This is a genomic window from Pseudomonas sp. B22129, from assembly GCF_044218875.1.
GTDB lineage: Bacteria > Pseudomonadota > Gammaproteobacteria > Pseudomonadales > Pseudomonadaceae > Aquipseudomonas.
Genome location: NZ_CP162592.1, coordinates 1,542,930 through 1,567,865, shown reverse-complemented (window position 1 = coordinate 1,567,865; position 24,936 = coordinate 1,542,930). Strand labels below are relative to the sequence as shown.

Annotated in this window: 21 protein-coding genes; 13 read left to right on the top strand and 8 right to left on the bottom strand. The window is 61.6% G+C overall.

Annotation, left to right across the window (positions count from 1 at the left end; translation table 11 throughout):
• Positions 1-41 precede the first annotated feature (41 nt).
• From tssE to AB4P94_RS06995, 8 genes are all read left to right on the top strand, one after another.
• Positions 42-557, top strand: a complete 516-nt coding sequence (gene tssE / locus AB4P94_RS07030) for a type VI secretion system baseplate subunit TssE (protein ID WP_395609961.1) — start codon at positions 42-44, stop codon at positions 555-557.
• Positions 554-2,413 carry a type VI secretion system baseplate subunit TssF gene (gene tssF / locus AB4P94_RS07025; protein WP_395609960.1) on the top strand — a complete coding sequence of 620 codons (1,860 nt, stop codon included), beginning with the start codon at positions 554-556 and terminating at the stop codon, positions 2,411-2,413. Before tssE ends, tssF begins: the two co-directional genes overlap by 4 nt.
• On the top strand, positions 2,377-3,420 hold the full coding sequence (tssG, locus tag AB4P94_RS07020; RefSeq protein WP_395609959.1) for a type VI secretion system baseplate subunit TssG: 1,044 nt from the start codon (positions 2,377-2,379) through the stop codon (positions 3,418-3,420). Before tssF ends, tssG begins: the two co-directional genes overlap by 37 nt.
• The gene (tssH, locus tag AB4P94_RS07015; protein ID WP_395609958.1) at positions 3,413-6,070 is read left to right on the top strand and encodes a type VI secretion system ATPase TssH; all 2,658 of its coding nucleotides are present in this window, start codon (positions 3,413-3,415) and stop codon (positions 6,068-6,070) included. Before tssG ends, tssH begins: the two co-directional genes overlap by 8 nt.
• A 158-nt stretch (positions 6,071-6,228) precedes the next feature.
• On the top strand, positions 6,229-8,169 hold the full coding sequence (locus AB4P94_RS07010; RefSeq protein ID WP_395609957.1) for a type VI secretion system Vgr family protein: 1,941 nt from the start codon (positions 6,229-6,231) through the stop codon (positions 8,167-8,169).
• 15 nt (positions 8,170-8,184) lie between these two features.
• Positions 8,185-8,619, top strand: a complete 435-nt coding sequence (locus AB4P94_RS07005) for a DcrB-related protein (RefSeq protein WP_395609956.1) — start codon at positions 8,185-8,187, stop codon at positions 8,617-8,619.
• Between the two features lie 12 nt (positions 8,620-8,631).
• Entirely contained in the window at positions 8,632-13,005 is a 4,374-nt protein-coding gene (locus tag AB4P94_RS07000) for an RHS repeat-associated core domain-containing protein (protein ID WP_395609955.1), read from the top strand.
• 8 nt (positions 13,006-13,013) lie between these two features.
• On the top strand, positions 13,014-13,433 hold the full coding sequence (locus AB4P94_RS06995) for a hypothetical protein (RefSeq protein ID WP_395609954.1): 420 nt from the start codon (positions 13,014-13,016) through the stop codon (positions 13,431-13,433).
• 97 nt (positions 13,434-13,530) lie between these two features.
• Here AB4P94_RS06995 and AB4P94_RS06990 read toward each other — a convergent pair whose 3' ends face one another.
• From AB4P94_RS06990 to AB4P94_RS06980, 3 genes are all read right to left on the bottom strand, one after another.
• Complete coding sequence (locus tag AB4P94_RS06990) at positions 13,531-13,806, bottom strand: HU family DNA-binding protein (RefSeq protein ID WP_003213368.1); 276 nt, start codon at positions 13,804-13,806, stop codon at positions 13,531-13,533.
• 191 nt (positions 13,807-13,997) lie between these two features.
• Positions 13,998-15,146 carry an NAD(P)/FAD-dependent oxidoreductase gene (locus AB4P94_RS06985; RefSeq protein ID WP_395609953.1) on the bottom strand — a complete coding sequence of 383 codons (1,149 nt, stop codon included), beginning with the start codon at positions 15,144-15,146 and terminating at the stop codon, positions 13,998-14,000.
• A gap of 35 nt (positions 15,147-15,181) precedes the next feature.
• A complete protein-coding gene (locus AB4P94_RS06980) occupies positions 15,182-15,349 on the bottom strand; it encodes a rubredoxin (protein ID WP_003213373.1) in 168 nt (55 codons plus the stop codon).
• 195 nt (positions 15,350-15,544) lie between these two features.
• On the opposite strand from AB4P94_RS06980, the gene AB4P94_RS06975 reads away from it, so the two are divergent.
• Both AB4P94_RS06975 and ubiA read left to right on the top strand, forming a co-directional pair.
• A complete protein-coding gene (locus AB4P94_RS06975; protein WP_395609952.1) occupies positions 15,545-16,108 on the top strand; it encodes a chorismate--pyruvate lyase family protein in 564 nt (187 codons plus the stop codon).
• A complete protein-coding gene (ubiA, locus tag AB4P94_RS06970; protein WP_395609951.1) occupies positions 16,108-16,998 on the top strand; it encodes a 4-hydroxybenzoate octaprenyltransferase in 891 nt (296 codons plus the stop codon). Before AB4P94_RS06975 ends, ubiA begins: the two co-directional genes overlap by 1 nt.
• 101 nt (positions 16,999-17,099) lie before the next feature.
• Here ubiA and AB4P94_RS06965 read toward each other — a convergent pair whose 3' ends face one another.
• On the bottom strand, positions 17,100-17,477 hold the full coding sequence (locus tag AB4P94_RS06965) for a hypothetical protein (protein WP_395609950.1): 378 nt from the start codon (positions 17,475-17,477) through the stop codon (positions 17,100-17,102).
• A gap of 153 nt (positions 17,478-17,630) precedes the next feature.
• Between AB4P94_RS06965 and phoB the strand changes: the two genes are divergently transcribed.
• The 3 genes from phoB to AB4P94_RS06950 all read left to right on the top strand — a co-directional run bounded on the left by phoB (position 17,631) and on the right by AB4P94_RS06950 (position 21,289).
• Complete coding sequence (gene phoB, locus AB4P94_RS06960; RefSeq protein ID WP_003195617.1) at positions 17,631-18,320, top strand: phosphate regulon transcriptional regulator PhoB; 690 nt, start codon at positions 17,631-17,633, stop codon at positions 18,318-18,320.
• A gap of 83 nt (positions 18,321-18,403) precedes the next feature.
• Entirely contained in the window at positions 18,404-19,690 is a 1,287-nt protein-coding gene (gene phoR, locus AB4P94_RS06955) for a phosphate regulon sensor histidine kinase PhoR (protein WP_395611305.1), read from the top strand.
• Between the two features lie 258 nt (positions 19,691-19,948).
• Positions 19,949-21,289: a hemolysin family protein gene (locus tag AB4P94_RS06950; protein ID WP_078739814.1), complete on the top strand. Its 1,341-nt coding sequence runs from the start codon at positions 19,949-19,951 to the stop codon at positions 21,287-21,289.
• 3 nt (positions 21,290-21,292) lie between these two features.
• On the opposite strand, the gene AB4P94_RS06945 is transcribed toward AB4P94_RS06950, so the two are convergent.
• The 4 genes from AB4P94_RS06945 to pstB form a co-directional block, all read right to left on the bottom strand.
• Positions 21,293-21,955: a peptidoglycan DD-metalloendopeptidase family protein gene (locus AB4P94_RS06945; RefSeq protein ID WP_395609949.1), complete on the bottom strand. Its 663-nt coding sequence runs from the start codon at positions 21,953-21,955 to the stop codon at positions 21,293-21,295.
• A 227-nt stretch (positions 21,956-22,182) separates the two neighbouring features.
• Positions 22,183-23,082, bottom strand: coding sequence for a response regulator (locus AB4P94_RS06940; protein ID WP_395609948.1), 900 nt, complete (start codon positions 23,080-23,082; stop codon positions 22,183-22,185).
• A gap of 168 nt (positions 23,083-23,250) precedes the next feature.
• Positions 23,251-24,012 (bottom strand): phosphate signaling complex protein PhoU, encoded by a 762-nt coding sequence (gene phoU, locus AB4P94_RS06935; protein ID WP_395609947.1) that lies wholly within the window; start codon positions 24,010-24,012, stop codon positions 23,251-23,253.
• A gap of 71 nt (positions 24,013-24,083) precedes the next feature.
• A complete protein-coding gene (gene pstB, locus AB4P94_RS06930) occupies positions 24,084-24,917 on the bottom strand; it encodes a phosphate ABC transporter ATP-binding protein PstB (RefSeq protein WP_017135801.1) in 834 nt (277 codons plus the stop codon).
• Between the last annotated feature and the right edge of the window lie 19 nt (positions 24,918-24,936).

Here is a 24,936-nt window from a genome sequence, read left to right as displayed (position 1 = left end):
GTTTTTTGTCCCTCTCGCAACCCGTCCGTGGAGCTGCTTTGGTGGTAACTGAAATCGCTTCCCGCGACCGTCTGCAACCGTCCCTGCTGGACCGGCTGACCGACGACGACCCGACCAACCCCAAGGAAAGCGCCGACAAACGCGTGCTGTCCCTGACCCAATTGAAAGCCTCGGTGCTGCGCGACCTGGCGTGGCTGCTCAACACCACCTCGTTGCTCGATGCCGATGCCACGCTGCACACCCCGGCCGGCACCTCGGTGGTCAATTACGGCTTGCCGGCACTCGCGGGCAACAGCGTGTCCAGCGTCGACATCAAAGCCCTGGAAGCCCTGATCTACCAGGCCATCGCCACCTTTGAGCCGCGCATTCTGCGCCACAGCCTGCGCGTCAAAGCCCGTGTCGGCCATGGCGAGATGAACCACAACGCGCTGAGCTTCGAGATCGAAGGCGACTTGTGGGCGCAGCCGGTACCGTTGCGCCTGCTGCTGCAAACCGACCTGGACCTGGAGTCCGGCCACGTGCGCGTGGTCAATGCCGACCAGCGGAGGCGCCCATGAACCCGCGCCTGCTGGAGCTGTACAACAGGGAACTGCATCACGTGCGCGAAAGCGCCGCCGAGTTCGCCAAGGAATACCCGAAGATCGCCAGTCGGCTGACCCTGTCCGGTATGGACTGCGCCGACCCGTACGTCGAACGCTTGCTCGAAGGCTTTGCCTACCTCACGGCCCGCGTGCAGCTCAAGCTCGACGCCGAGTACCCGACCTTCACCCACAACCTGCTGGAAATCGCCTACCCGCACTACCTGGCGCCGACGCCGTCGATGACCGTGGTGCAGTTGCAGACCGACCCGGACGAGGGCTCGCTGGCCAGCGGTTTCCCCCTGCCCCGCGACACCGTGTTGCGTGCCGCATTGGGCCGCGAAACCCAAACCTGCTGCGATTACCGCACCGCGCACCCGGTGACGTTGTGGCCGTTGCAAGTCGCGAATGCCGAGTACTTCGGCAACCCCGCCGCCGTGCTCGGGCGTTTGGCCGCCAGCGAGCCGAAAGCCAAGGCCGGCTTGCGCCTGACCCTACGCACTGGCGCCGAATTGCCGTTCAACAGCCTCGACCTCGACAGCCTGCCGCTGTACCTCAGCGGCGCCGACGAGCAGCCGTTCCGCCTCTACGAACAACTGCTGGGCAATGCCTGCGCGGTGTTCGCACGCAAGCCAGGCGGCGATTGGGTCGAGCGCCTGCCCCAGGACGCCTTGCGCTCCCGTGGATTCGACGATGCAGACGCCGCCATGCCGGTGGTGGCGCGAGCGTTCCAGGGCTATCGCCTGCTGCAGGAATACTTCGCCCTGCCCCACCGCTTCCTGTTCGTCGAGTTCGCCGAACTGAGCCGTGCGGCCAAACGTTGCGACGGCCAGGAACTGGAACTGATCGTGCTGTTTGACCGCCATGAGCCGAGCCTGGAAGGCAGCGTCGGCCCGGCGCAGTTCCTGCCGTTCTGCACACCGGCGATCAACCTGTTCCCCAAACGTGTGGACCGTATCCACTTGTCCGACCGGGTCAACGAGCACCACGTGATCGCCGACCGCACGCGGCCGATGGATTTCGAAATTCATTCCCTGAGCGGCCTCACCGGCCATGGCACCGGGCCGGAGCAGCCGTTCTTGCCGTTTTATGCGGTGCGTGACCCGTCGCGTTATGGCCGCGACTTCGCGTATTACACCGTGCGCCGCGAGCCACGGGTGTTGTCCAGCGACCAGCGCCGCAATGGCCCGCGCTCGACTTACGTGGGCAGCGAAACCTTCGTCAGCCTGGTGGACAGTCAACAAGCGCCGTACAGCCACGACCTGCGCCAACTCGGCGTGACGGCGCTGTGCACCAACCGCGACTTGCCGCTGTTCATGAGCGTGGGTAACGGCAAGACCGACTTCACCCTCGCCGACAGCGCCCCGGTGTTGTCCGTGCGCTGTGTGGCCGGCCCAAGCCGCCCGCGCGCCAGCCACGCCCATGACGCCAAGGCCTGGCGCCTGATCAGCCAACTCTCACTCAACTATTTGTCCTTGAGCGAACAAGGCCAGGGCGCCGGCGCCTTGCGCGAACTGCTGCGCCTGTATGGCGACAGCAACGACGCCGCCCTGCAATTGCAGATCGAAGGCCTGCGCGAGGTCAGCAGCAAAGCCGTGACCCGGCGCCTGCCGATGCCCGGCCCGATCGTGTTTGGTCGTGGCCTGGAAATCACCCTGGAATTTGATGAAAACGCGTTTCGCGGCACCGGTGTGTTCCTGCTCGGTGCCGTGCTGGAACGCTTCCTGGCACGTTACGTGTCGATCAACAGTTTTACCGAGACGGTGATCCGTACCACCGAACGCGGCGAGATCATGCGATGGAAAGCCAAGCCCGGACGTCGTCCGACCCTGTGAGTACCCTGGATGCAATGCATCAGGAGCCCTGGGAATACGATTTCTTCCAGGCGCTGCGGCGTATCGAGTGCGAATCGCCAGAGCTGCCGCGCCTGGGCCATTCCCTGCGGCTGGCGGATGATCCGTTGCGCCTCGGGCAGCAGGCCGATTGCACGTTCGCACCTGCGACCCTGGCCTCGGTCGACCCCGGCGGCGACGGCAAACCCGCGCGGCTGGAGCAATTCTTTTTTGGCCTCGGCGGCCCCAACGGCCCGCTGCCGCTGCACATCACCGAGTATGTGCGCGAGCGCCAGCGCAACAATGCCGACAGCACCAGCAAACAGTTCCTTGACGTTTTTCACCATCGTCTGCTCAGCCTGTTTTACCGGGCGTGGGCCGAGGCGCGGCCGACGGTCAGCCACGACCGCCCGGACGATGACTACTGGTCCGCACGCCTCGCCGCCCTGAGTGGCCGGGGCATGCCGAGCCTGCTCAATCAGGGGCTGATTCCCGACACGGCGAAGCTGCATTACAGCGGGCACCTGTCGGCGCAAACCCGCTACCCGGACGGTTTGAAGGCCATCCTAAGCGAATACTTCGGCCTGCCGGTGGCGATTGAAGAGTACGTCGGCCAATGGCTCGAATTACCCGAACGCAGCCGCGTCAGCGTGAGCGCCAACCAACTGGGCGTGGACTTTTGCCTGGGCAGTTTCGTGTGGGACCGGCAGCATAAATTCCGTATCCGCCTGGGGCCGCTCACGCTGAATGACTACATGGGCATGCTGCCCGGCAGCCAGCCGTTCAACGAGCTGGTGGCGTGGGTGGCCGAGTACCTGGGCCATGAACTGGACTGGGACTTGAACCTGGTTTTGCAACAACCCGAAGTCCCAAAGCTGCAACTTAATGGCCAGTTCCGCCTGGGCTTCAACACTTGGCTTGGCCAACCCAAGCATGACGCCAACGACCTAATCCTGGCCCGGCATTACGCCGATCAGGCCACCACCTCAAGGAATCCAGAGCATGGGTGAAATCAGTCGCGCCGCCTTGTTCGGCAAACTCAACAGCGTGGCCTACAAGGCCATCGAAGCCGCCACCGTGTTCTGCAAACTGCGGGGCAACCCGTATGTGGAACTGGCCCACTGGTTTCACCAGTTGCTGCAATTGCAGGACTCGGACCTGCACCGCATCATCCGCCAGTTCAACGTGGAACCGGCGCGCCTGGCCCGTGACCTGACCGAAGCGCTGGACCGCCTGCCGCGCGGCTCGACCTCGATCACCGACCTGTCGTCCCATGTGGAAGAAGCCGTGGAGCGCGGCTGGGTGTATGGCAGCCTGATGTTCGGTGAAAGCCAGGTGCGCACCGGTTATCTGGTTCTGGGCATCTTGAAGACGCCAAGCCTGCGCCACGCCTTGCTGGGCCTGTCGTCGGAGTTCGACAAGATCAAGGCCGAGGCCCTGAGCGAGCGCTTTGACGAATACGTCGGCGACTCGCCGGAAAATGCCCTGAGTGCCAGCGACGGTTTCAACGCCGGCGCCGTACCCGGCGAAGCCAGCGGCGCGATGGCACCGAGCGCAATGGGCAAACAGGAAGCCCTCAACCGCTTCACGGTGGACCTGACCGAACAAGCGCGCAGCGGCAAGCTCGACCCGATTGTTGGCCGTGATGAAGAGATCCGCCAATTGGTGGATATCCTCATGCGCCGTCGCCAGAACAACCCCATTCTGACCGGCGAAGCGGGCGTGGGTAAAACCGCCGTCGTCGAAGGTTTCGCCCTGCGTATCGTCGCCGGTGACGTACCGCCGGCACTCAAAGACGTGGAGCTGCGCAGCCTCGATGTGGGCCTGCTGCAAGCGGGCGCCAGCATGAAAGGCGAGTTCGAACAGCGCCTGCGCCAGGTCATCGAAGACGTGCAGGCATCGCCCAAGCCAATCATCCTGTTCATTGACGAAGCCCACACGCTGGTCGGTGCCGGTGGCGCCGCCGGGACCGGTGACGCCGCCAACCTGCTCAAGCCAGCCCTCGCCCGTGGCACCTTGCGTACCGTGGCCGCCACGACCTGGGCCGAGTACAAAAAACACATCGAAAAAGACCCGGCCCTGACCCGCCGCTTCCAGGTCGTACAAGTCGCCGAGCCGTCGGAAGACAAGGCGCTGCTGATGATGCGCGGCGTGGCCTCGACCATGGAAAAACACCATCAGGTGCAGATCCTCGATGAAGCCCTGGAGGCTTCGGTGAAGCTGTCGCACCGCTACATTCCGGCGCGCCAACTGCCGGATAAATCCGTGAGCTTGCTGGACACCGCCTGCGCCCGCGTCGCCATCAGCCTGCACGCCGTGCCCGTCGAAGTGGACGACAGCCGCCGTCGCATCGAAGCGCTGGAAACCGAGCTGCAAATCATCGCTCGCGAGCATGCCATCGGCATTGCCATTGGCGCGCGCCAGACGAACAGCGAAGCCTTGCTGACGGCCGAGCGTGAGCGTCTGGCAACACTGGAAAGCCGCTGGGCTGAAGAAAAAACACTGGTGGATGAATTGCTCGCCACCCGCGCCACCTTGCGCGAAAAAGCCGGCGTAGTGGACAGCGGCAACGATGAATTGCGCGCGCAATTGGTCGACCTGCAACAGCGTCTGAGCGCCCTGCAAGGCGAAACCCCGCTGATCCTGCCAACCGTGGATTACCAGGCCGTGGCCTCGGTGGTCGCCGACTGGACCGGCATTCCGGTAGGCCGCATGGCGCGCAACGAGCTGGAGACGGTGCTCAACCTCGACCAGCACCTGAAAAAACGCATCATCGGCCAGGACCACGCCTTGCAGATGATCGCCAAGCGCATCCAGACCTCCCGCGCCGGGCTCGATAACCCGAGCAAGCCGATTGGCGTGTTCATGCTCGCCGGCACTTCGGGTGTGGGCAAGACCGAAACCGCCCTGGCCCTGGCCGAAGCCATGTACGGCGGCGAGCAGAACGTGATCACCATCAACATGAGCGAGTTCCAGGAGGCCCACACGGTATCGACGCTCAAGGGCGCGCCACCGGGCTACATCGGCTACGGCGAAGGCGGCGTGCTGACCGAAGCGGTGCGGCGCAAACCCTACAGCGTGGTGCTGCTGGACGAGGTCGAAAAAGCCCACCCGGACGTGCATGAGATCTTTTTCCAGGTGTTCGACAAGGGCGTGATGGAAGACGGCGAAGGCCGGGTGATCGACTTCAAGAACACCCTGATCCTGCTGACCACCAACGCCGGTACCGAGTTGATTGCCCGTGTGTGCAAAGACCCGGCGAACGTGCCGGAGCCGGAAGAAATCGCCAAGGCCTTGCGCCAGCCGCTGCTGGAGATCTTCCCACCCGCCCTGCTCGGCCGTCTGGTGACGATTCCTTACTACCCGCTGAGCGACGAGATGCTCAAGGCGATCACCCGCCTGCAACTGAACCGCATCAAGAAGCGTGTGGAGACCACCCACAAAGTGGCGTTCGACTACGACGATGCAGTGGTCGACCTGATCGTCTCGCGCTGCACCGAAACCGAAAGCGGCGGGCGCATGATTGACACGATCCTGACCAACAGTTTGCTGCCGGACATGAGCCGTGAATTCCTCACACGCATGCTCGAAGGCAAGGCGCTGGCGGGGGTGCGGATCAGCAGCCGGGATAACGAGTTGCACTACCAGTTCAACGATTGACCTGACGGAATGCGATTAAAACTGTGGGAGCGGGCTTGCTCGCGAAGGCGGTGTGTCAGTTAACGCATCCGGTGGCTGATTCACCGCATTCGCGAGCAAGCCCGCTCCCACATTTGGAGCCGGTTCCTCCAGTTATTAAGCAATTTACGGGTTAACCGATGCTATTCAACCAAGCCTCACGCCTGGCCAAGATCACCAGCCCCCTCGGGCCGGATGTGCTGTTGCTCAATGAAATGGGCGGCGGCGAGGAGTTGGGCAGGCTGTTCAACTATGAGCTGCAACTGACTTCGCTCGACGCCAACATCGACCTTAACCAGTTGCTCGGCAAGCCGATGAGCGTCGGCGTGCAACTGGCGGATGGCGGTGAACGCCACTTCCACGGCATCGTTGCGCGCTGCAGCCAGAACATCGATCAGGGCCAGTTCGCCAGTTACCAAGTCACGCTGCGCCCGTGGTTGTGGCTGCTGAGCCGCACGTCGGATTGCCGGATTTTCCAGAACCTGAGCATCCCGCAGATCATCAAGCAGGTGTTTCGCGACCTGGGTTTTTCCGACTTCGAAGACGCCCTGAGCCGGCCGTACCGCGAGTGGGAATACTGCGTGCAGTACCGCGAGACCAGCTTCGATTTCGTCAGCCGCTTGATGGAACAGGAAGGCATTTACTACTTCTTCCGCCACGAGCAGGACCGCCATGTGCTGGTGTTGGCCGACGCCTACGGCGCCCACACCACGGTACCGGGCTACGCGTCGATTCCGTATTACCCCAAGGACGAGCAGCAGCGCGAACGCGACCACATGCACAACTGGCACCTGGCGCAGGAGGTACAACCTGGCTCGCTGGAGCTCAACGACTACGACTTTCAGCGCCCCAGCGCCAGCATCGACGTACGTTCAGCCATGCCGCGCCCGCACACCGCCGGCGACTATCCGCTGTACGACTACCCCGGCACCTACGTGCAAAGCGCCGACGGCGAACACTACGCGCGCACCCGCATCGAAGCCCTGCAAACCCTGCATGAACAGATCGAATTCGCCGGCAACGCGCGCGGCCTGGGCTCGGGGCATCTGTTCAGCCTCACCGGCTTCAGCCGCCAGGATCAGAACCGCGAATACCTGATCGTCGGCTGCCGCTATTACATCGTTCAGGAAAGCCTGGAAAGTGGCGGCGGCTCGGGGTCGGCGCAATTCGAAAGCAGCCTGACCTGCATCGACGCACAGCAAAGCTTCCGCCCCTTGGCCAGCACCCACCGCCCCATCGTCAAAGGCCCGCAGACCGCGTTGGTGGTCGGCCCCAAAGGCGAGGAAATCTGGACCGACCAGTACGGCCGCGTGAAGGTGCACTTCTATTGGGACCGCCACGACCAGTCCAACGAAAACAGCTCGTGCTGGATTCGTGTGTCGCAATCCTGGGCCGGGAAGAACTGGGGCTCGATGCAGATTCCACGCATCGGCCAGGAAGTGATTGTGAGCTTTCTGGAAGGTGACCCGGACCGGCCGATCATCACCGGGCGCGTCTATAACGCCGAGCAGACCGTGCCTTACGACCTGCCGGAAAACGCGACCCAGAGCGGCATGAAAAGCCGTTCGAGCAAAGGCGGCACGCCGGCCAACTTCAATGAAATCCGCATGGAGGACAAGAAGGGCCTGGAGCAGTTGTACATCCATGCCGAGCGTAATCAGGACATCGTGGTGGAAGTGGACGAAAGCCACTCGGTGGGGCATGACCGCAACAAGAGCATTGGGCATAACGAGACGGTGACGATTGGCAATAACCGGCTGCGCATCGTCAAGCAGGAAGACATCCTTTCGGTGGGTCAGCGCAAGACTGACAGCATCAGCCAGAGCTACGTCATCGAAGTAGGTGAAAACCTGCGACTGGTGTGTGGCGAAAGCATTCTGGAATTGAACGCCAGCGGCCAGATCAACCTCACCGGCGTGCAGATCAGCTTCTACGCCAGCGGTGATGCCGAGTTCAACACCGGTGGCGTGCTGCACCTGAACAACGGCGGCGGCCCCGGCGCGACACCCGATGGACAGGGCGTGAAAGCCGGCATCGACGCCAATATCAAAGCCGCGTTTCCAGCGCCCAAAAGCTCCTGACGAGACCTGTTTGCCATGACGTACCGAATCAACGAATTCCAGTTCCAACTGCCTGCCGCCGAGCTGCAGGACGCGTCGATCAATATCCTCAAGTTCCCCGAGCTGGGCACGTCGCTGATCATCAGCCGCAGCCTGCTCAACGAGGGCGAAACCCTGCACAGCAACTTCAACGACCAGCTCCAGCGCCTGGAAAAACAGGTGCAGGATTTGCGCTGCCAACCGAGTGTGGAGGTGCGTTTGGGCGCGGCTCAAGAGGTGGAAGGCATTGAGTTGCGCAGCCAGTTCAACAAGGGCAATGACAAAGTGTTCCAGTTCCAGTTGGCGCTGGTGCTTCCGGGCACGCGCAAGATGCTCGCGCTGAGTTACGTGAAGGCGGAAAAACTCGGCGATGCCGAGGCTGCGCACTGGGCCTTGATCAAAAACTCGCTGTCGTTCGACGCCATTTCCTGATGAGCCGCCTGCATGTCTGACGCGCTATGGGCAGCCCGCATGGGCGACGCGCTCGACCATACCTCAATGATGGCCGACATCCTCGGCGGTGTGCTGGAGGTGGCGGCCAATATTGCGATCACGGCTGTGGCGACAGCTGCCGTGGTGGCCGCCACTGGCATCACCGTGGCCACCGGTGGGCTCGGCTGTTTCCTGCTCGGCGCGGTGGTGGGCACGATAGTCGGCCTGGCGATGAGCAAGACCGGCGCGGACAAAGGCCTGACGAATTTATGTGACAGTTTCAGCAATGCCCTCTTTCCGCCCACGGTGCAGGCCAACATTCTCACCGGCTCTACCGATACCCTCACCAACAACATCCCGGCGGCCCGCGCCGCCGGGGCGATCAGTTCCCACGTAGCGCCCGCCGGCACCGAGCTGGAAGCGCCCGAGCCCGAGCCTGAAGCCAGCTACCTGGACATGGCCCAGAGTTTTTTCTCACAGATGTGGCGCCCCACCGTCGCAACACCTGCGCCTGGCGCCGTGCCCAAGCCGCTGGACCTGGTGGTGTGCATGAAACACCCGCCGATGCCCCCGCAGTTTCTGGCAGAGGGCTCGGCCAAGGTGACGATCAACGGCCAACCGGCGGTGCGCAGCGGTGACCGCAGTACCTGCGATGCGACGGTGGTGTCGTCCGGCTTGATCTCATCGAACGTGACCATTGGCGGAGGCTCGGTGGTGGTGCGGGAGATTCGCAGCGGCAAGACACCGGGGGTCGGGCTAGCCGTTTCGGCGATATTGATGCTCAAGGGCGGCAAGGGCAAATTCTTCAGCAAGCTGCCGTGCATGATTCTCGGCGGGGTGACCTCAATGGCCATCAGCAGCGCGATGGGCGCTGCGGCCAACGCCGCCATGGGCTCGTCGAACCCGGTCCATGCCGCGACGGGGGCAAAGGTGCTGGGCGATACCGGGGAGCTGGATTTCGCGTTACCGGGCATCTTGCCGATCGACTGGCAACGCTTTTACAACAGCCGCGACGAGCGCGCGGGCAGCCTGCTGGGTACCGGCTGGAGCGTGCCCTATGAAGTGTGCGTCGAGATGCAACCCCATCCCGAAGGCGGCGAAACACTGGTCTACACCGACGAGCAAGGGCGGCCCATCGACATGGGCTGGGTTCCCCTCGGCGGCGCGGTGTTCAGTGCCGGTGAGGGGCTCGCCGTGCGGCGACACCTCAACGGGCAATTGCTGATTGAAAGCGATGACGGCCTTTACCGATTGTTCGAAGCCACGGCGGCGAACCCGTCACATTTGCGCTTGAGCCAGCTGGGGGATCGTAACGACAACCGCATCCATGTCGACTATGACGAGGCCGGGCGCCTTGTGCGGCTGCGCGACACCTTCGATCTGGTGCAGGTTGAGTTGATACACGATCAGGGTCATTTGGCGCGAATCGAACGGCTCTATCCCGATCAACGTCGTGAAGTGCTGGTCAGCTACGGCTACGACACGGCGGGCAACCTGGCGCAAGTGCGTGACGCAACCGGCCAAGTGCAGCGGCGTTTTGCCTACGACGCGGGGCGGCGAATGGTGGAACACCAACTGCCTGCCGGTTTGCGCTGCTTTTATGACTGGGCGCTGGTTGAAGGTGTGGAATGGCGCGTGGTCCGGCACTGGACCGACGAAGGCGACGCCTACCAGTTCGACTATGACTTGCAGGCGGGCATCACGCGGATTACCGATGGCTTGCAGCGCGTCAGCATCCGGCACTGGAACACTCAGCATCAGATCATCCGGTACAGCGACAACCTCGATCAAACCTGGCTGTTCGAGTGGAATGACGAGCGCCAACTGCTCAGCGCCACCGACCCGCAGGGTGGGCGCTATGCCTACAGCTACGACGACGCCGGCAACCTGATCGGCGAAACCGACCCTCTGGGCCGCAGCGACTCGACCTTATGGCTTGAGCACTGGGCACTGCCGCTGGTGGAGACCGATGCCGCCGACAATAGCTGGGCGTATCGCTACGACCCGCGCGGCAACTGCATCGCCGAGACCGATCCGCTGGGCTATGTCACCCGCTACCGCTATGACGATCACGGCCAGCCTGTAGAAATCATCGACGCCACCGGCAAAAGCAAGAAGCTGCGCTGGAACCCGTTCGGGCAGTTGGTCGAGCACGTGGATTGCTCAGGCTACCCAACGCGCTTCAGCTACGACGAACGCGGCAATTTGCAGGTCATCACCGACGCCCTCGGCGAGCGCACCCTATTCGGCTATGACGCTCAAGGACGACTGCTCACCAGCCAATTACCGGATGGACGCACCGAGCAGTATCAGCGCGACGCCAGCGGGCAGTTGGTGGGCTACACCGACCCTGCCGGGCACACCACACTCTATCAGCACAACCGGCGAGGCCAAGTACGCCAGCGCACCGATGCCCACGGTCGGCAGGTGCAGTTTGGCTACGACGGCTATGGGCGGTTGCAAGCGCTGGTCAACGAGAACGGTGAAAGCTATCGGTTCGCATGGGACGCCGGGGATCGGCTGACCGAGCAGCAAGACCTCGACGGCAGTGCCAAGCGCTACGACTACGACTTGCTCGACAACATCACCGCGGTGACTGCGCATCCTGCGCCTTATGGCAATGGACTGGCGGTGGTGCCCGAGACACCACCCGCGCCCATCGTTCATCGGCTGGAGCGTGATGCGGTCGGGCGACTGGTGGCCAAAACCACCGACGATGGCCGCACCGACTACCGCTACGATGCAGTGGATCAGCTCACGGCTGTGACCTTCACCGATCTGCAAGGCAACGCCCAGGCCCTGGGCTTTGCCTACGACGCCCTCGGCCAGTTACTCGCCGAACAGAGTGCCGACGGCAAACTGCAACACCATTACGACGAACTCGGCAACCTGATCCAGACCCAGCTACCAGACGGCCGCTGGCTCAACCGCCTCTACTACGGCAGCGGCCACCTGCACCAGATCAACCTCGACGGCCAGGTCATCAGCGACTTCGAACGCGACCGCCTGCACCGCGAAGTGCTGCGCACCCAAGGCCAACTCAGCACCCGTAGCGAATACGACCGCAGCGGCCGCCTGCGCTCACGCCAGCGCCGCCTTAACAGTCAGCCCTCGCTGATGCCTGCAGCGGTGCAAAAGCAGTTCGAATACGACCCCGCCGACAACCTGATCGGCAAACTCGACCAACAACCCGCCGCGCAACATCGCCAACTGCTGCACTACGACGCCACCGGCCGCATCATCGCCAGCCAGGACAGCCTGCACGGCCAGCGCGAAACCTTCGCCTACGACGCCGCCGCCAACTTGCTGGATGGCCCGCAAGCGGGTGCCGGGCTGGTGGTGCATAACAAGCTGCTGACCTATCAGGACAAGCGTTATCGCTATGACGCGTTTGGCCGGATGATTGAAAAGCGCAGTGCCAAACGTGGCGTGCAGCGGTTTGCGTATGACGCGGAAAGTCGGTTGGTTGAAGTGCGTAATGACAACGGCAGCGTGGTCAGGATGGCCTACGACCCGTTAGGTCGCAGGATTGAAAAGACCGAACATGGCAGCGATGGGTATCCGCTGGGCGAGACGCGCTTTGTGTGGGACGGGCTGCGGTTATTGCAGGAGCACAAGCACAGCCAGACCAGCCTCTATGTTTACGAAGAGGATGGCTACGAACCCCTTGCCCGCGTCGACGGCGTTGGTGCATTGCAGAAGATTCGTTACTACCACAACGACCTGAACGGGTTGCCGGAACAGCTGACCGAAGCTGACGGGCACAACATCTGGCAGGCAACTTATCGGGTGTGGGGCAACACGCTGGAGGAGGTGCGCGAACCTTATTACATTGAAGAGCAGAACCTGAGGTTTCAGGGGCAGTATCTGGACCGGGAAACGGGGCTGCATTTCAATACGTTCAGGTTTTATGATCCGGAGGTGGGGCGGTTTACGACGCCGGATCCGATTGGCCTAAGCGGGGGGATTAACCTCTATGCCTATGCAAAAAACCCAATCGAGTGGATAGATCCTCTTGGACTGACTTGCACCAAGGCCTTTAACAAAAGACAAACTATTTCCAAAAGATGGGTAAGCAAGCTTTCCAGTAAAACGCCTGATCAAGTTGAAGCGGCGCTGCTGAAAAAAGGCTTTACCAAAAGCATCACAAACTTGAACACCAACAAGACTCAACACACTCAATTTACCAGGGTGACGAAGTCTGGAAAGAACAAGGATGTCTTGGATTACCATCCGGGTGGCGGTGTCCACCAAGCCGGCTACTGGAAGGTTTACCGAAATGGAGAGGTCCAAGGGCGTATTGCTCCCAAAGATTTTGTGAAATACGAAAAAATTGTCGACAGCCCAGTTTATGTAGACGGCGCATTGATGAACGCGCCGAAATAGAGGTAGCTATGGAATTGACCCACGTAATAGTGCCAAAAACTTCTATCGGTGGAGTAACCATCGGAGAAAACATTAGTAAGGTACAAGCACGTTTATCAGGCAGATATAAAACCGAAAATGGCGCTCACTCACTCACGATAGAAAACGGGTTAATTACGGCTTATCACGATGCTAATGGCGTTATTTCTGCCCTCTCGTGCAATGTGGATTTCAAGGGTAATTTTGACAACAGGCTATGGCCGGGAATGACGGTAGCCGATGTCCTGAAGCACTCCAGGGAGCAAGTGGCTTGGTCAGGTTTTGTACAAATAGATAATATCAGCGGCGTAGGTCTCTCATTGCCTGAGGAATGCGATGATTTTGATGCCTTGACCGATCATCTCGATCTCGACTTTGTATTCAACGAGCTCTGGGTCTACGTCTTTTAAAATTCTGCTCAACTGATAGCCACAAAAAATGGGCACCCAACCCAGTCGGCGTGCCCATTTTCTTTACCATCCCGCCTCCCTTCAGACGGTCCTGCTCTTACGGGTTGACGCTGTCTTTGAGCGACTTGCCCGGCTTGAACGCAACGGTGTTGCTGGCCTTGATTTTCACCGGCTCACCGGTTTGCGGGTTTTTGCCGGTGCGGGCGCCGCGGTGGCGTTGCAGGAAGGTGCCGAAGCCAACCAGGGTGACGCTATCCTTGCGGTGCAGGGCGCCGGTGATTTCTTCGAGAACGGCGTTGAGTACGCGATTGGCCTGTTCTTTGGTGAGATCCGCTTTTTCAGCGATGGCGGCTGCGAGTTCTGGTTTACGCATATATGAAGCCTCTTTGACGGTTTTTTGTTGTTATGTCCGTGCTGCTCTCTGGTGGAGCAGCGCCCAAGGCGCCGCAGGCTCTACTCTGCGGCAGACGGGAGTGAGGATGGCATGCCCCAAGGCGCTGCGCCAGTCTCGCGGCGACCTTTCTGGGGGTAGGAACGTGCTGATTCCGACAGAACGACCGGTATTTACGCCAGCAACGGCGGAAGTTCTTTGTTCAGCGCCAGTTTTTCCATCACGGCGCTGCCGGTCAGCGCATACCCCAGCAGGCGGCCGCTGGCGTCGCGGCACACAGCCTTGATGTCGGCACCCTGCCCTTCGACGCTCCACACGCCTTCGGTGCCGCGTGGCGGTGGCGATACCACCAGCGGGCAAATCGGGGTTTTCACGGTGATGGGCATGGGGCCGTAGCTGACGGCGGTGGCATTGCCGGCCAGGGTTTGGGCCAGGGCGCGGGCGCAGGTCATTAGCGGCATTACGTACAGCAGGTTCAAACCGTCGACCTCGGCGCAGTCGCCCAGGGCGTAGATGTTGGCGTGGGAGGTCTTGAGGTGGCGGTCCACCATGATCCCACGGTTGATTTGCAGGCCGGCGGCGGCGGCGAGGTCCACTCGCGGGCGCAGGCCAATGGCCGAAACCACCAGGTCGCAGGGAATGACTTCGCCGTCCGACAAATGCGCTTCCAGCCCGTCAGCCGTGCGTTGCAGGCGGTTGAGCACCGGCCCCAGGTGGAAACGCGCACCCAGGCCTTCCAGCCCGGCTTGCACGGCAGCGGCCGCCGCCGGGTGCAACAGGGTCGGCATGACTTGCTCGCACGGCGCCACCAGGTCGATTTCATAGCCGCCGAGGATCAGGTCATTGGCAAACTCACAGCCGATCAGACCGGCGCCGAGCAACAGCACACGGCGTTTGCCGGCCGCAGCCGTGCGAAAGCGTGCGTAGTCTTCGAGGTCGTTGATCGGGAAGATCAGGTCAGCCGCGTCACCTTCCACCGGAACACGCACGGTTTCTGCGCCCCAGGCCAGGATCAGGTCGCGATAAGCCACCGCTTCCTCGCCGATCCACAGGCGCTTATGGCCCGGGTCAATGCCGCTGATGCGCGTATGAGTGCGCACTTCGGCCTTGAGTTGCTCGGCCATGGCGCCCGGCTCAGCCATGCTCAGGCCATCGGCTTCCTTGTTCTTGCCAAAACCGGTGGAGAGCATGGGCTTGGAGTAGGAGCGCCCGTCATCCGCGGTGATCAGCAGCAATGGGGTCTCGCTGTCGAGCTTGCGAAACTCCCGGGCCACGTTGTAGCCGGCCAATCCGGTGCCGATGATCACGACAGGTGCGTTCATTCCGTTCTCCTTGTAAACCATTTCTTAAAATCAGATCAGCCGATTTCGATCATTTCGAAATCCATTTTGCCCACGCCGCAATCCGGGCACAGCCAGTCTTCCGGGACGTCCTGCCACAGGGTGCCTGGCGCGATGCCGTCATCCGGCCAGCCGTCTTTTTCGTCATAGATCAGGCCGCACACTACACATTGCCACTTCTTCATCACTTGCTTCCTCAGGGTCCAGGCATCTTGGCCGACGGTCGATAGACCAACGTTGCCGCGCGGCTCAGGGCGTTTTGTACTGATCGGGGCCGCCAGATGCAAGCGGGATCGACGCGTGGGGCCGGTTCAGCCCGGCAAAAGTGCCGGGCACCATGGTAAGCTCGCCGCCTCTTTTGCTGCCAATATTGACTCACTGTGCCGCACTCAACCGCCCTGCCCGATGCTTGCCAATGGCTGACCCAGAGCCTTCTGACGCCATTGCCTGCGCCCTTGACCCTCAATTGGCTGTTCAATGAAGACTCGCTGACGCGCCGGTTGACGTGGCTGTCCCACGGCGGCTTCAGCGTGACGCCGCTGTTCGAAGGCTGGCAGCCGCTGCGCGATGACGAATGTGCCACGCTGGGCCTGGCCCCGGCCACTGTCGGCTGGGTACGCGAGGTGTATCTGCGCGGGCACGGGCAACCGTGGGTATTTGCACGCAGTGTGGCGGCGCGCAGCGCTTTGCAGGGTGACGGTTTGCACATGGATGAGCTCGGCAGCCGTTCATTGGGTGAACTGCTGTTCTGCGACCGGGCGTTCACCCGCCAGGCTATCGAAGTGTGCCATTACCCTCGGCAATGGCTGCCCACCGCCGACCAGGTTGAGGGGCTTTGGGGCCGCCGTTCGCGTTTCGACCGCGGGCCGCTGAGCGTGCTGGTGGCAGAAATATTCCTGCCAAGCTTCTGGCACGCGCTGCACGACCACCCGGAGAACTGCTGATGTACCAACGTCTGCTCAAATCCTTGAACCACTTGAACCCCAGGGCCTGGGATTTCATTCAGCTGACCCGCATGGACAAGCCCATCGGCATTTACCTGCTGCTGTGGCCAACGCTGTGGGCACTGTGGATCGCCGGCAAGGGCTCGCCTTCCTTTACCAATGTCGTGATTTTCGTACTGGGCGTGGTGCTGACCCGCGCCGGCGGCTGCGTGATCAATGACTGGGCCGACCGCAAGGTCGACGGCCACGTGAAACGCACCGAGCAACGCCCGCTGGTGAGCGGCAAGATCAGCTCAAAAGAGGCGCTGGTGTTTTTTGCAGTGCTGATGGGGATCAGTTTCCTGTTGGTGCTGCTGACCAACGCCAGCACTATCCTGCTGTCCCTCGGCGGCCTGGCGCTGGCGGCGAGCTACCCGTTCATGAAGCGCTACACCTATTACCCGCAGGTGGTATTGGGCGCGGCGTTTTCCTGGGGCATGCCGATGGCGTTTACCGCCGAGACCGGTCACCTGCCCGCCACGGCCTGGCTGCTGTACATCGCCAACCTGCTGTGGACGGTGGGCTACGACACGTATTACGCGATGACGGACCGCGATGACGACTTGAGGATCGGCGTGAAGTCCACCGCCATCCTGTTCGGCGACGCCGACCGCGTCATCATTTTGAGCCTGCAGGGTTTGTCGCTGGTCTGCTTGTTCCTGGCGGGCCTGCGGTTTGAGCTGGGCGGCTGGTTTCACCTGGGGTTGCTGGCGGCGGCGGGGTGTTTCGCCTGGGAGTTCTGGTACACCCGCGACAAGGACCGGATGAAGTGCTTCAAGGCGTTCCTGCATAACCATTGGGCGGGGTTGGCGATTTTTGTGGGGATCGTGCTGGACTATGCCTTTCGGTAACCAGAGATGACGCCATCGCGGGCAAGCCCGCTCCCACATATGGAACGCGTTCCAAGTGTGGGAGCGGGCTTGCCCGCGATGATTTCAGCAGCGCCGCAGGTTCAGGGCTTGATGACGTGCCACGCACCGCCCTTTCCATCACCGGTCTTGTCACCCGCCTTCTTGTCATCCTTGTAGGTGTAGACCGGCTTGCCTTTGTAGGCCCACTGGCTGGTCTGGTCATCGCGTGTGATCACCGTCCAATCGCCCACTTTCGTATCGGTAGACTCAGCTTTGAGCGGTGGCCAGTTGGTCGCGCACTGGTCTTTGCACACTGATTTGCCGTCTGCGTCCTTGTCGAAGGTATAGAGGGTCAGGCCCTTGTGATCCACCAACAGACCGTCTTTGGTCATCGCCGGCTCTGCGGCGAACGCCAGGGTCGGCAGCGTCAACGCAGCCGTAACCAACAGGGCTTTCCAGGAAATCGTGCTGTAAGTCATCGGAACCTTCCTTTTTTGGTTGTCAGGATTCGGACCCAAAGGGTAGTCCAGAGTGCCGTTATTTGCCTGAGCGACTAAATTACTGTCACACGACTGCAATAATTCCGTTATCTAATGCGGCGCAAGACAGTTAAATGACAAGAGGATTTAGGCATGGTTGGCAGGAGCATTCTGATCGTTGACGACGAAGCGCCCATTCGCGAAATGATCGCCGTTGCGTTGGAAATGGCCGGCTATGACTGCCTGGAGGCGGAGAACTCCCAGCAGGCCCATGCCATTATCGTCGACCGCAAGCCGGACCTGATCCTGCTGGACTGGATGCTGCCCGGCACCTCCGGCATCGAGCTGGCCCGCCGCCTCAAGCGTGATGAGCTGACCGGGGATATCCCGATCATCATGCTCACCGCCAAGGGCGAAGAGGACAACAAGATCCAGGGCCTGGAAGTGGGGGCTGACGACTACATCACCAAGCCGTTTTCCCCACGCGAGCTGGTTGCTCGCCTGAAGGCCGTACTGCGCCGCGCCGGCCCGACCGATGGCGAAGCGCCGATTGAAGTCGACGGACTGATCCTGGACCCGATCAGCCACCGCGTGACCATCGATGGCAAACCAGCCGAGATGGGCCCGACCGAATACCGCCTGCTGCAATTTTTCATGACCCACCAGGAACGCGCCTACACCCGCGGCCAGTTGCTCGACCAGGTCTGGGGCGGCAACGTGTATGTGGAAGAGCGCACCGTGGACGTGCATATTCGCCGCCTGCGCAAAGCCTTGGGCGATGCCTACGAGAATCTGGTACAAACCGTGCGCGGCACTGGCTATCGCTTTTCCACCAAAGGCTGAGCGGGCCCCTTTCTTTCCTTAAACAGCCGACAAGGACGCATGTTCAAGTGAATCAAAACTGGCATGGCACCCTGATCCGCCACATGCTTCTGTTGATCACCGGCTGTCTGGTGGTAGGCCTGGTCACTGGCCAATATGGCTGGGCCCTGGCCGTGGGTATCGGCCTGTACCTGGGCTGGACCCTCAAGCAACTGCTGCGCCTGCATGAATGGCTGCGCCAGCACAAACCCGACGAAGCGCCACCCGACGGCTACGGCTTGTGGGGCGAGGTGTTTGACAGCATCTACCACCTGCAACGTCGCGACCAACGGGTACGCGGGCGCCTGCAAGCGGTGATCGACCGGGTGCAGGAGTCCACCGCCGCGCTCAAAGACGCGGTGATCATGCTCGACAGCGACGGCAACCTGGAATGGTGGAACCGCGCCGCCGAGACCCTGCTGGGCCTCAAGACGCCCCAGGACAGCGGCCAGCCGGTGACCAACCTGGTGCGCCACCCGCGCTTCAAGGAGTACTTCGAACAGGAGAACTATGAAGAAGCGCTGGAAATCCCCTCGCCCACCAATGACCGCGTGCGCATCCAGCTGTACCTGACGCGCTACGGCAACAACGAACATTTGATGCTGGTACGCGACGTGACCCGCATTCACCAGCTTGAACAGATGCGCAAAGACTTCGTCGCCAACGTCTCCCACGAACTGCGTACGCCGCTGACCGTGATTTGCGGCTACCTGGAGACGCTGCTGGACAACGTCGACGAAATCAACCCGCGCTGGAGCCGCGCCCTGCAGCAAATGCAGCAGCAAGGTTCACGCATGCAGACGCTGCTCAACGACCTGCTGTTGCTGGCCAAGCTGGAAGCCACGGATTACCCGTCGGACAACCACCCGGTCACCGTGCAAAGCCTGTTGCAGACCATCAAGAACGACGCCCAGGCCCTCTCCGGCCAGCGCGGGCAGCAAATCACCCTGGAAGCCGACCCGCAGGTGCTGCTCAAAGGCAGCGAGGGCGAGTTGCGCAGTGCGTTTTCCAACCTGGTGTTCAACGCCGTGAAGTACACCCAGGACAAGGGCAATATCCGCATCCGCTGGTGGGCCGATGAATACGGCGCGCACCTCAGCGTGCAAGACTCCGGCATCGGCATCGACGCCAAGCACCTGCCGCGCCTGACCGAGCGTTTCTACCGGGTCGATTCCAGCCGCAACTCCAACACCGGGGGCACCGGGCTGGGTTTGGCGATCGTCAAACACGTGTTGCTGCGCCACCGCGCACGCCTGGAAATCAGCAGTGTGCTGGGGCATGGCAGCACGTTTACCTGCCATTTTCCGCCGATGCAGGTGACGCGTTCGCGGCTGGTCGGGAATGATGAATAACCCGAAAACAACTCAAATCTAAGTGTGGGAGCTGGCTTGCCTGCGATGGCGGCTAGTCAGCTGAAAATATGCCAACTGACACACCGCTATCGCAGGCAAGCCAGCTCCCACATTGGATTTGTATTGTTTCTGCAGGTCCCGCCCGGCAGCGGGCACTAGGCAAGCGCCCCGTCAGCCGCTACATTGGCCGACTTGCGCCTGCCTTTCAGGCCCTTCTGTCACCCCTTATTGAACATACGGAACCTGCAAAACCCCATCATGGACCCTTCCCCTGGTATCACCCTCGCGACACTCTTCGCCGACTTCGGCATGATTCTTTTTGCACTGATCCTGGTACTGCTCAACGGTTTCTTCGTTGCGGCCGAATTTGCCATGGTCAAACTGCGCGCCACCCGGGTCGAGGCCATCGCCCACAAGAACGGCTGGCGCGGGCAGATCCTGCGCACCGTGCACAGCCAGCTCGACGCCTACTTGTCGGCCTGCCAGCTGGGTATCACCCTCGCCTCCCTGGGCCTGGGCTGGGTCGGTGAGCCAGCGTTTGCGCACATTCTTGAGCCGCTGCTCGGCGCCGTGGGCGTGCAGTCCCCTGAGGTGATCAAGGGCGTGTCGTTCTTTGCCGCCTTCTTCGTGATTTCCTACCTGCACATCGTGGTCGGTGAGCTGGCGCCCAAGTCCTGGGCCATCCGCAAACCCGAGCTGCTGTCGCTGTGGACGGCGGTGCCGCTGTACCTGTTCTATTGGGCCATGTACCCGGCGATCTACCTGCTCAACGCCAGCGCCAACGCCATCCTGCGTATCGCCGGCCAAGGCGAGCCCGGCCCGCACCATGAGCACCATTACAGCCGCGAAGAACTCAAGCTGATCCTGCACTCCAGCCGTGGCCAGGACCCGAGCGACCAAGGCATGCGCGTACTGGCCTCCGCTGTGGAAATGGGCGAGCTGGAAGTGGTGGACTGGGCCAACTCCCGGGAAGACCTGGTCACCCTGGACTTCAATGCCCCGCTCAAGGAAATCCTCGCGCTGTTCCGTCGCCACAAATTCAGCCGCTACCCGGTGTATGACGCCGATCGCAATGAATTTGTCGGCCTGCTGCACATCAAGGACTTGCTGCTGGAGCTGGCGGCGCTGGACCACATTCCCGAATCGTTCAACCTGGCCGAGCTGACCCGCCCGCTGGAGCGCGTGTCGCGGCATATGCCGTTGTCGCAGTTGCTGGAGCAGTTCCGCAAAGGCGGCGCACACTTCGCCCTGGTGGAAGAAGCCGACGGCAAGATCATCGGCTACCTGACCATGGAAGACGTGCTCGAAGTGCTGGTCGGCGATATCCAGGACGAACACCGCAAGGCCGAGCGCGGCATCCTCGCCTACCAGCCGGGCAAGTTGCTGGTACGCGGCGACACGCCGCTGTTCAAGGTGGAACGCCTGCTGGGCGTGGACCTGGACCACATCGAAGCCGAAACCCTGGCCGGCCTGATCTACGACACCTTGAAACGGGTGCCCGAAGAGGAAGAAGTGCTGGAGGTCGAAGGCCTGCGCATCATCATCAAAAAGATGAAAGGGCCGAAGATCGTGCTGGCCAAAGTCCTGCTGCTGGACTGACGATTAATTGCCCAACGCAAAGTTGGGCAATGTGCCGACGGGGCTGCTGAACTCATACGGGATCGACACCAGCCCCGCTTCAGTGGCGCGCTGCACCACGAAATGCAGATGTGGCCCGCTGCTGTTGCCGGTATTGCCCGACAGCGCCAGCGGGCTTCCCACCGCCACACGCTGCCCTGCCGTCACACTGACCGAGCCTTTCTTGAGGTGCAGGTACACCCCTTCGGTGCCGTCATCGTGGCGCACCCGCACAAAATTCCCCGACGCATCATTGCCGCGCCCCACCTGCTCACTCTCGGTCTTCACCACTACGCCGCTGCGCGCCGCAATGATCGGCGTGCCTTCGGGCATGGCGATGTCCATGGCGTAGCGGCTTTTGGCATCGGTGTGGCTGAAGCTGCCATTGGGGCCTTGGGTCAAGCGGAACGGGCCGCCGCGCCAGGGCAGCGGGTAGCGGTAGGCTTGCGGTGGATAGGCGCGTTGCGGCCTTTCGGGCGCCGGGCGCAGGACCTTGCGCTCATAGATCTCGAACGCTTGGGCACCAGGCGTTTGCCGGTCACTGAAAAACACCTCGCCATTGGCGTCGGTGGAGCGGTAGAGGGTCATGGCCAAGGTTGGAGTGCACACCGTGGCCAGCCCGCAAAGCAACAATAAACGCATGAACATGGCGTGAACCTGCCGGGATGACTGAGCGGCAGGTTAGCGAGGTTTGATGACAACCCTGTGTGGGCAGCGCTGAAGATCAAATGTGGGAGCGGGCTTGCTGTGGCGAGCAAGCTTGCTTGCGCTGGGGTGCGGAGCGCCCCAAAAAGCGGGCGACTGCTGCGCAGCCGAGCGGGAGCAAGCTCCCTCGCCACAGCCCGCTCCCACAGGGTTATGTGGCGTTGCGAAGCTTACGCCCCCGGCACGAAGTGCTTCTGCGCCGTGCCGCGTGCGATCAGGCGGGAGATGTAGTCGAGTTTCTGCGCGTCCTGGTCGATAAACCGGAAGGTCAGTTGCAGCCAGTCGCTGTCGGGTTTGGGTTCATAGGCGACGATGGCGTGCAGGTAACCGTTGAGACGGGCGACTTCGGCGTTGTCGCCTTGCTCCAGGTCGAGCACAGCGCTTTCCAGTACTTGGGGCAGCACTTCACCGCGACGCACCACCAGCAGCGCCTCCTTGATGCTCAGCGCCTTGATCACGCATTGCTGGTTGCCGCTGGAAAGGCGCAATTGGCCCTGACCCCTGCCGCTCGCCGGCGAGGTAGCCGCAGGCGCCTGTACAGGCGGGCTGTTGAGCAGGCCTTTGCTGGGGGCGGCGACCGGCGCCGGGCGGGTGGCTTCCGGCTTGCCGCCGGTCAGGGCATTCAGGGAATCGTTGCCGAAGGCCGAGTTCATCTTGGTCGGCGCGCTGGCGATCAGCGCGTCGAGGCGGCCAATCTTGTGCAAGGCCTGCTTGACCTTGTTCAGCAACTGCTCGTTGGTGAACGGCTTGCTGACGTAGCCGGAAACGCCGGCCTGGATCGCCTGCACCACGTTTTCCTTGTCGCCACGGCTGGTCACCATGATGAAGGGCATGGCCTTGAGGTGGGATTGCTCGCGGCACCAGGTCAGCAGTTCAAGGCCTGACATTTCGGGCATTTCCCAGTCACACAGCACCAGGTCGAAGGTCTCGCGCATCAGGATGGATTGCGCCTTTTTGCCGTTCACCGCGTCTTCGATCTTGATCCCCGGGAAGTAATTGCGCAGGCACTTCTTCACCAGGTCGCGGATAAACGAGGCGTCATCCACCACCAATACACTGACTTTACTCATCGACCCTTCATCCTATAAAAACTTCGGCACGCAAAACGCCTGACTGATGGCAGTTTGCCAAAACTCGCGGGTCACAGAAGGACTTTATGTCGCCTGCTGTGCAAAAAATTCAGAAGCCACAAACGAAAACGCCCGGCCAAGGGCCGGGCGTTAAGTTCTCGGGCAACCTTACTTATCGTCAGTTTCGCCCGGAACATTAGGGGTTTGGTCGGCAGTGCCTTCAACTTCGGCCTTCATGCGCTTGAGGCCCATGTGCCGCACGTCGGTGCCACGCACCAGGTAGATGACCAGCTCGGAGATATTGCGCGCGTGGTCGCCGATGCGCTCCAGCGAACGCAGCACCCAGATAATGTTCAAGACCCGCGAGATAGAGCGCGGGTCTTCCATCATGTAGGTGGCCAGTTCGCGCAGCGCGGTTTTGTATTCACGGTCGATGGTCTTGTCGTACTGCGCCACCGAAAGTGCCAGCTCGGCGTCGAAGCGGGCAAACGCGTCCAGCGCATCGCGGACCATGTTGCGCACCTGGTCGCCAATGTGGCGCACTTCCACGTAACCGCGCGGCGCTTCGCCTTCTTCGCACAGCTGGATGGCACGGCGCGCAATTTTGGTGGCTTCGTCGCCGATGCGCTCCAGGTCGATCACCGACTTGGAGATGCTGATGATCAAACGCAGGTCGGACGCCGCCGGCTGGCGACGCGCCAGAATGCGCAGGCATTCTTCGTCGATGTTGCGTTCCATCTGGTTGATCTGGTCGTCGATCTCGCGCACTTGCTGGGCCAGGCCCGAGTCGGCCTCGATCAGCGCGGTGACGGCGTCGTTGACTTGCTTCTCCACCAGCCCGCCCATCGCCAGGAGGTGGCTGCGCACTTCCTCAAGCTCGGCGTTGAACTGCGCGGAGATGTGATGGGTAAGGCCTTCTTTGCTGATCATGTGGGTGTCCTTGGAGCGTCCGGTAAGGTGCGGGAGGCCGCAGCATTCAGTGCAATCAGAACCGCCGAGGACTAGCCGTAACGACCGGTAATGTAGTCTTCGGTCTGTTTTTTGGCCGGGTTGGTGAACAGGGTGTCGGTGTCCCCGAACTCCACCAGTTTGCCCATGTACATGAACGCGGTGTAGTCGGAAACCCGCGCCGCCTGTTGCATGTTGTGGGTCACGATAACGATGGTGAACTTGGACTTGAGCTCGTAGATCAGCTCCTCGACTTTCAGCGTCGAAATCGGGTCGAGTGCCGAGCAGGGTTCGTCGAGCAGCAACACTTCAGGTTCCACGGCGATGGTGCGTGCAATCACCAGACGCTGCTGCTGGCCGCCGGACAGGCCGAGTGCCGAGTCGTGCAGGCGGTCTTTGACTTCGTCCCACAGGGCCGCGCCTTTCAAGGCCCACTCAACGGCTTCGTCGAGGATGCGTTTTTTGTTGATGCCCTGGATGCGCAGGCCATAGACCACGTTTTCGTAGATGGTCTTGGGGAACGGGTTCGGCTTCTGGAACACCATGCCCACACGGCGACGCAACTCGGCCACGTCTTCGCCCTTGCGGTAGATGTTGGTGCCGTAGAGGTTGATCGCGCCTTCTACGCGGCAGCCGTCCACCAGGTCGTTCATGCGGTTGAACGTACGCAGCAGCGTGGACTTGCCGCAGCCGGACGGGCCGATAAAGGCGGTCACGCGCTGCTTGGGGATGTTCATGCTGACATCGAACAGCGCCTGCTTTTCACCGTAGTACAGGCTCAGGCCCGGCACTTCGATGGCCACGGTTTCCTGGGCCAGGCTCAGGCTCTGCTTGTCGCGACCCAGGGCCGACATGTTGATGCCGTGGGTGTGGGTTTCATGTTGCATGGGATGCTCCCTGTGCTAC

Excerpts from the sequence above, each read along its gene's own strand:
- tssF (WP_395609960.1), top strand. The coding sequence starts at position 554 with ATGAACCCGCGCCTGCTGGAGCTGTACAACAGGGAACTGCATCACGTG.
- tssG (WP_395609959.1), top strand. The coding sequence starts at position 2,377 with ATGGAAAGCCAAGCCCGGACGTCGTCCGACCCTGTGAGTACCCTGGAT.
- tssH (WP_395609958.1), top strand. The coding sequence starts at position 3,413 with ATGGGTGAAATCAGTCGCGCCGCCTTGTTCGGCAAACTCAACAGCGTG.
- AB4P94_RS07010 (WP_395609957.1), top strand. The coding sequence starts at position 6,229 with ATGCTATTCAACCAAGCCTCACGCCTGGCCAAGATCACCAGCCCCCTC.
- AB4P94_RS07005 (WP_395609956.1), top strand. The coding sequence starts at position 8,185 with ATGACGTACCGAATCAACGAATTCCAGTTCCAACTGCCTGCCGCCGAG.
- AB4P94_RS07000 (WP_395609955.1), top strand. The coding sequence starts at position 8,632 with ATGTCTGACGCGCTATGGGCAGCCCGCATGGGCGACGCGCTCGACCAT.
- AB4P94_RS06995 (WP_395609954.1), top strand. The coding sequence starts at position 13,014 with ATGGAATTGACCCACGTAATAGTGCCAAAAACTTCTATCGGTGGAGTA.
- AB4P94_RS06990 (WP_003213368.1), bottom strand. The coding sequence starts at position 13,806 with ATGCGTAAACCAGAACTCGCAGCCGCCATCGCTGAAAAAGCGGATCTC.
- AB4P94_RS06985 (WP_395609953.1), bottom strand. The coding sequence starts at position 15,146 with ATGAACGCACCTGTCGTGATCATCGGCACCGGATTGGCCGGCTACAAC.
- AB4P94_RS06980 (WP_003213373.1), bottom strand. The coding sequence starts at position 15,349 with ATGAAGAAGTGGCAATGTGTAGTGTGCGGCCTGATCTATGACGAAAAA.
- ubiA (WP_395609951.1), top strand. The coding sequence starts at position 16,108 with ATGTACCAACGTCTGCTCAAATCCTTGAACCACTTGAACCCCAGGGCC.
- AB4P94_RS06965 (WP_395609950.1), bottom strand. The coding sequence starts at position 17,477 with ATGACTTACAGCACGATTTCCTGGAAAGCCCTGTTGGTTACGGCTGCG.
- phoB (WP_003195617.1), top strand. The coding sequence starts at position 17,631 with ATGGTTGGCAGGAGCATTCTGATCGTTGACGACGAAGCGCCCATTCGC.
- phoR (WP_395611305.1), top strand. The coding sequence starts at position 18,404 with ATGCTTCTGTTGATCACCGGCTGTCTGGTGGTAGGCCTGGTCACTGGC.
- AB4P94_RS06950 (WP_078739814.1), top strand. The coding sequence starts at position 19,949 with ATGGACCCTTCCCCTGGTATCACCCTCGCGACACTCTTCGCCGACTTC.
- AB4P94_RS06945 (WP_395609949.1), bottom strand. The coding sequence starts at position 21,955 with ATGTTCATGCGTTTATTGTTGCTTTGCGGGCTGGCCACGGTGTGCACT.
- AB4P94_RS06940 (WP_395609948.1), bottom strand. The coding sequence starts at position 23,082 with ATGAGTAAAGTCAGTGTATTGGTGGTGGATGACGCCTCGTTTATCCGC.
- phoU (WP_395609947.1), bottom strand. The coding sequence starts at position 24,012 with ATGATCAGCAAAGAAGGCCTTACCCATCACATCTCCGCGCAGTTCAAC.
- pstB (WP_017135801.1), bottom strand. The coding sequence starts at position 24,917 with ATGCAACATGAAACCCACACCCACGGCATCAACATGTCGGCCCTGGGT.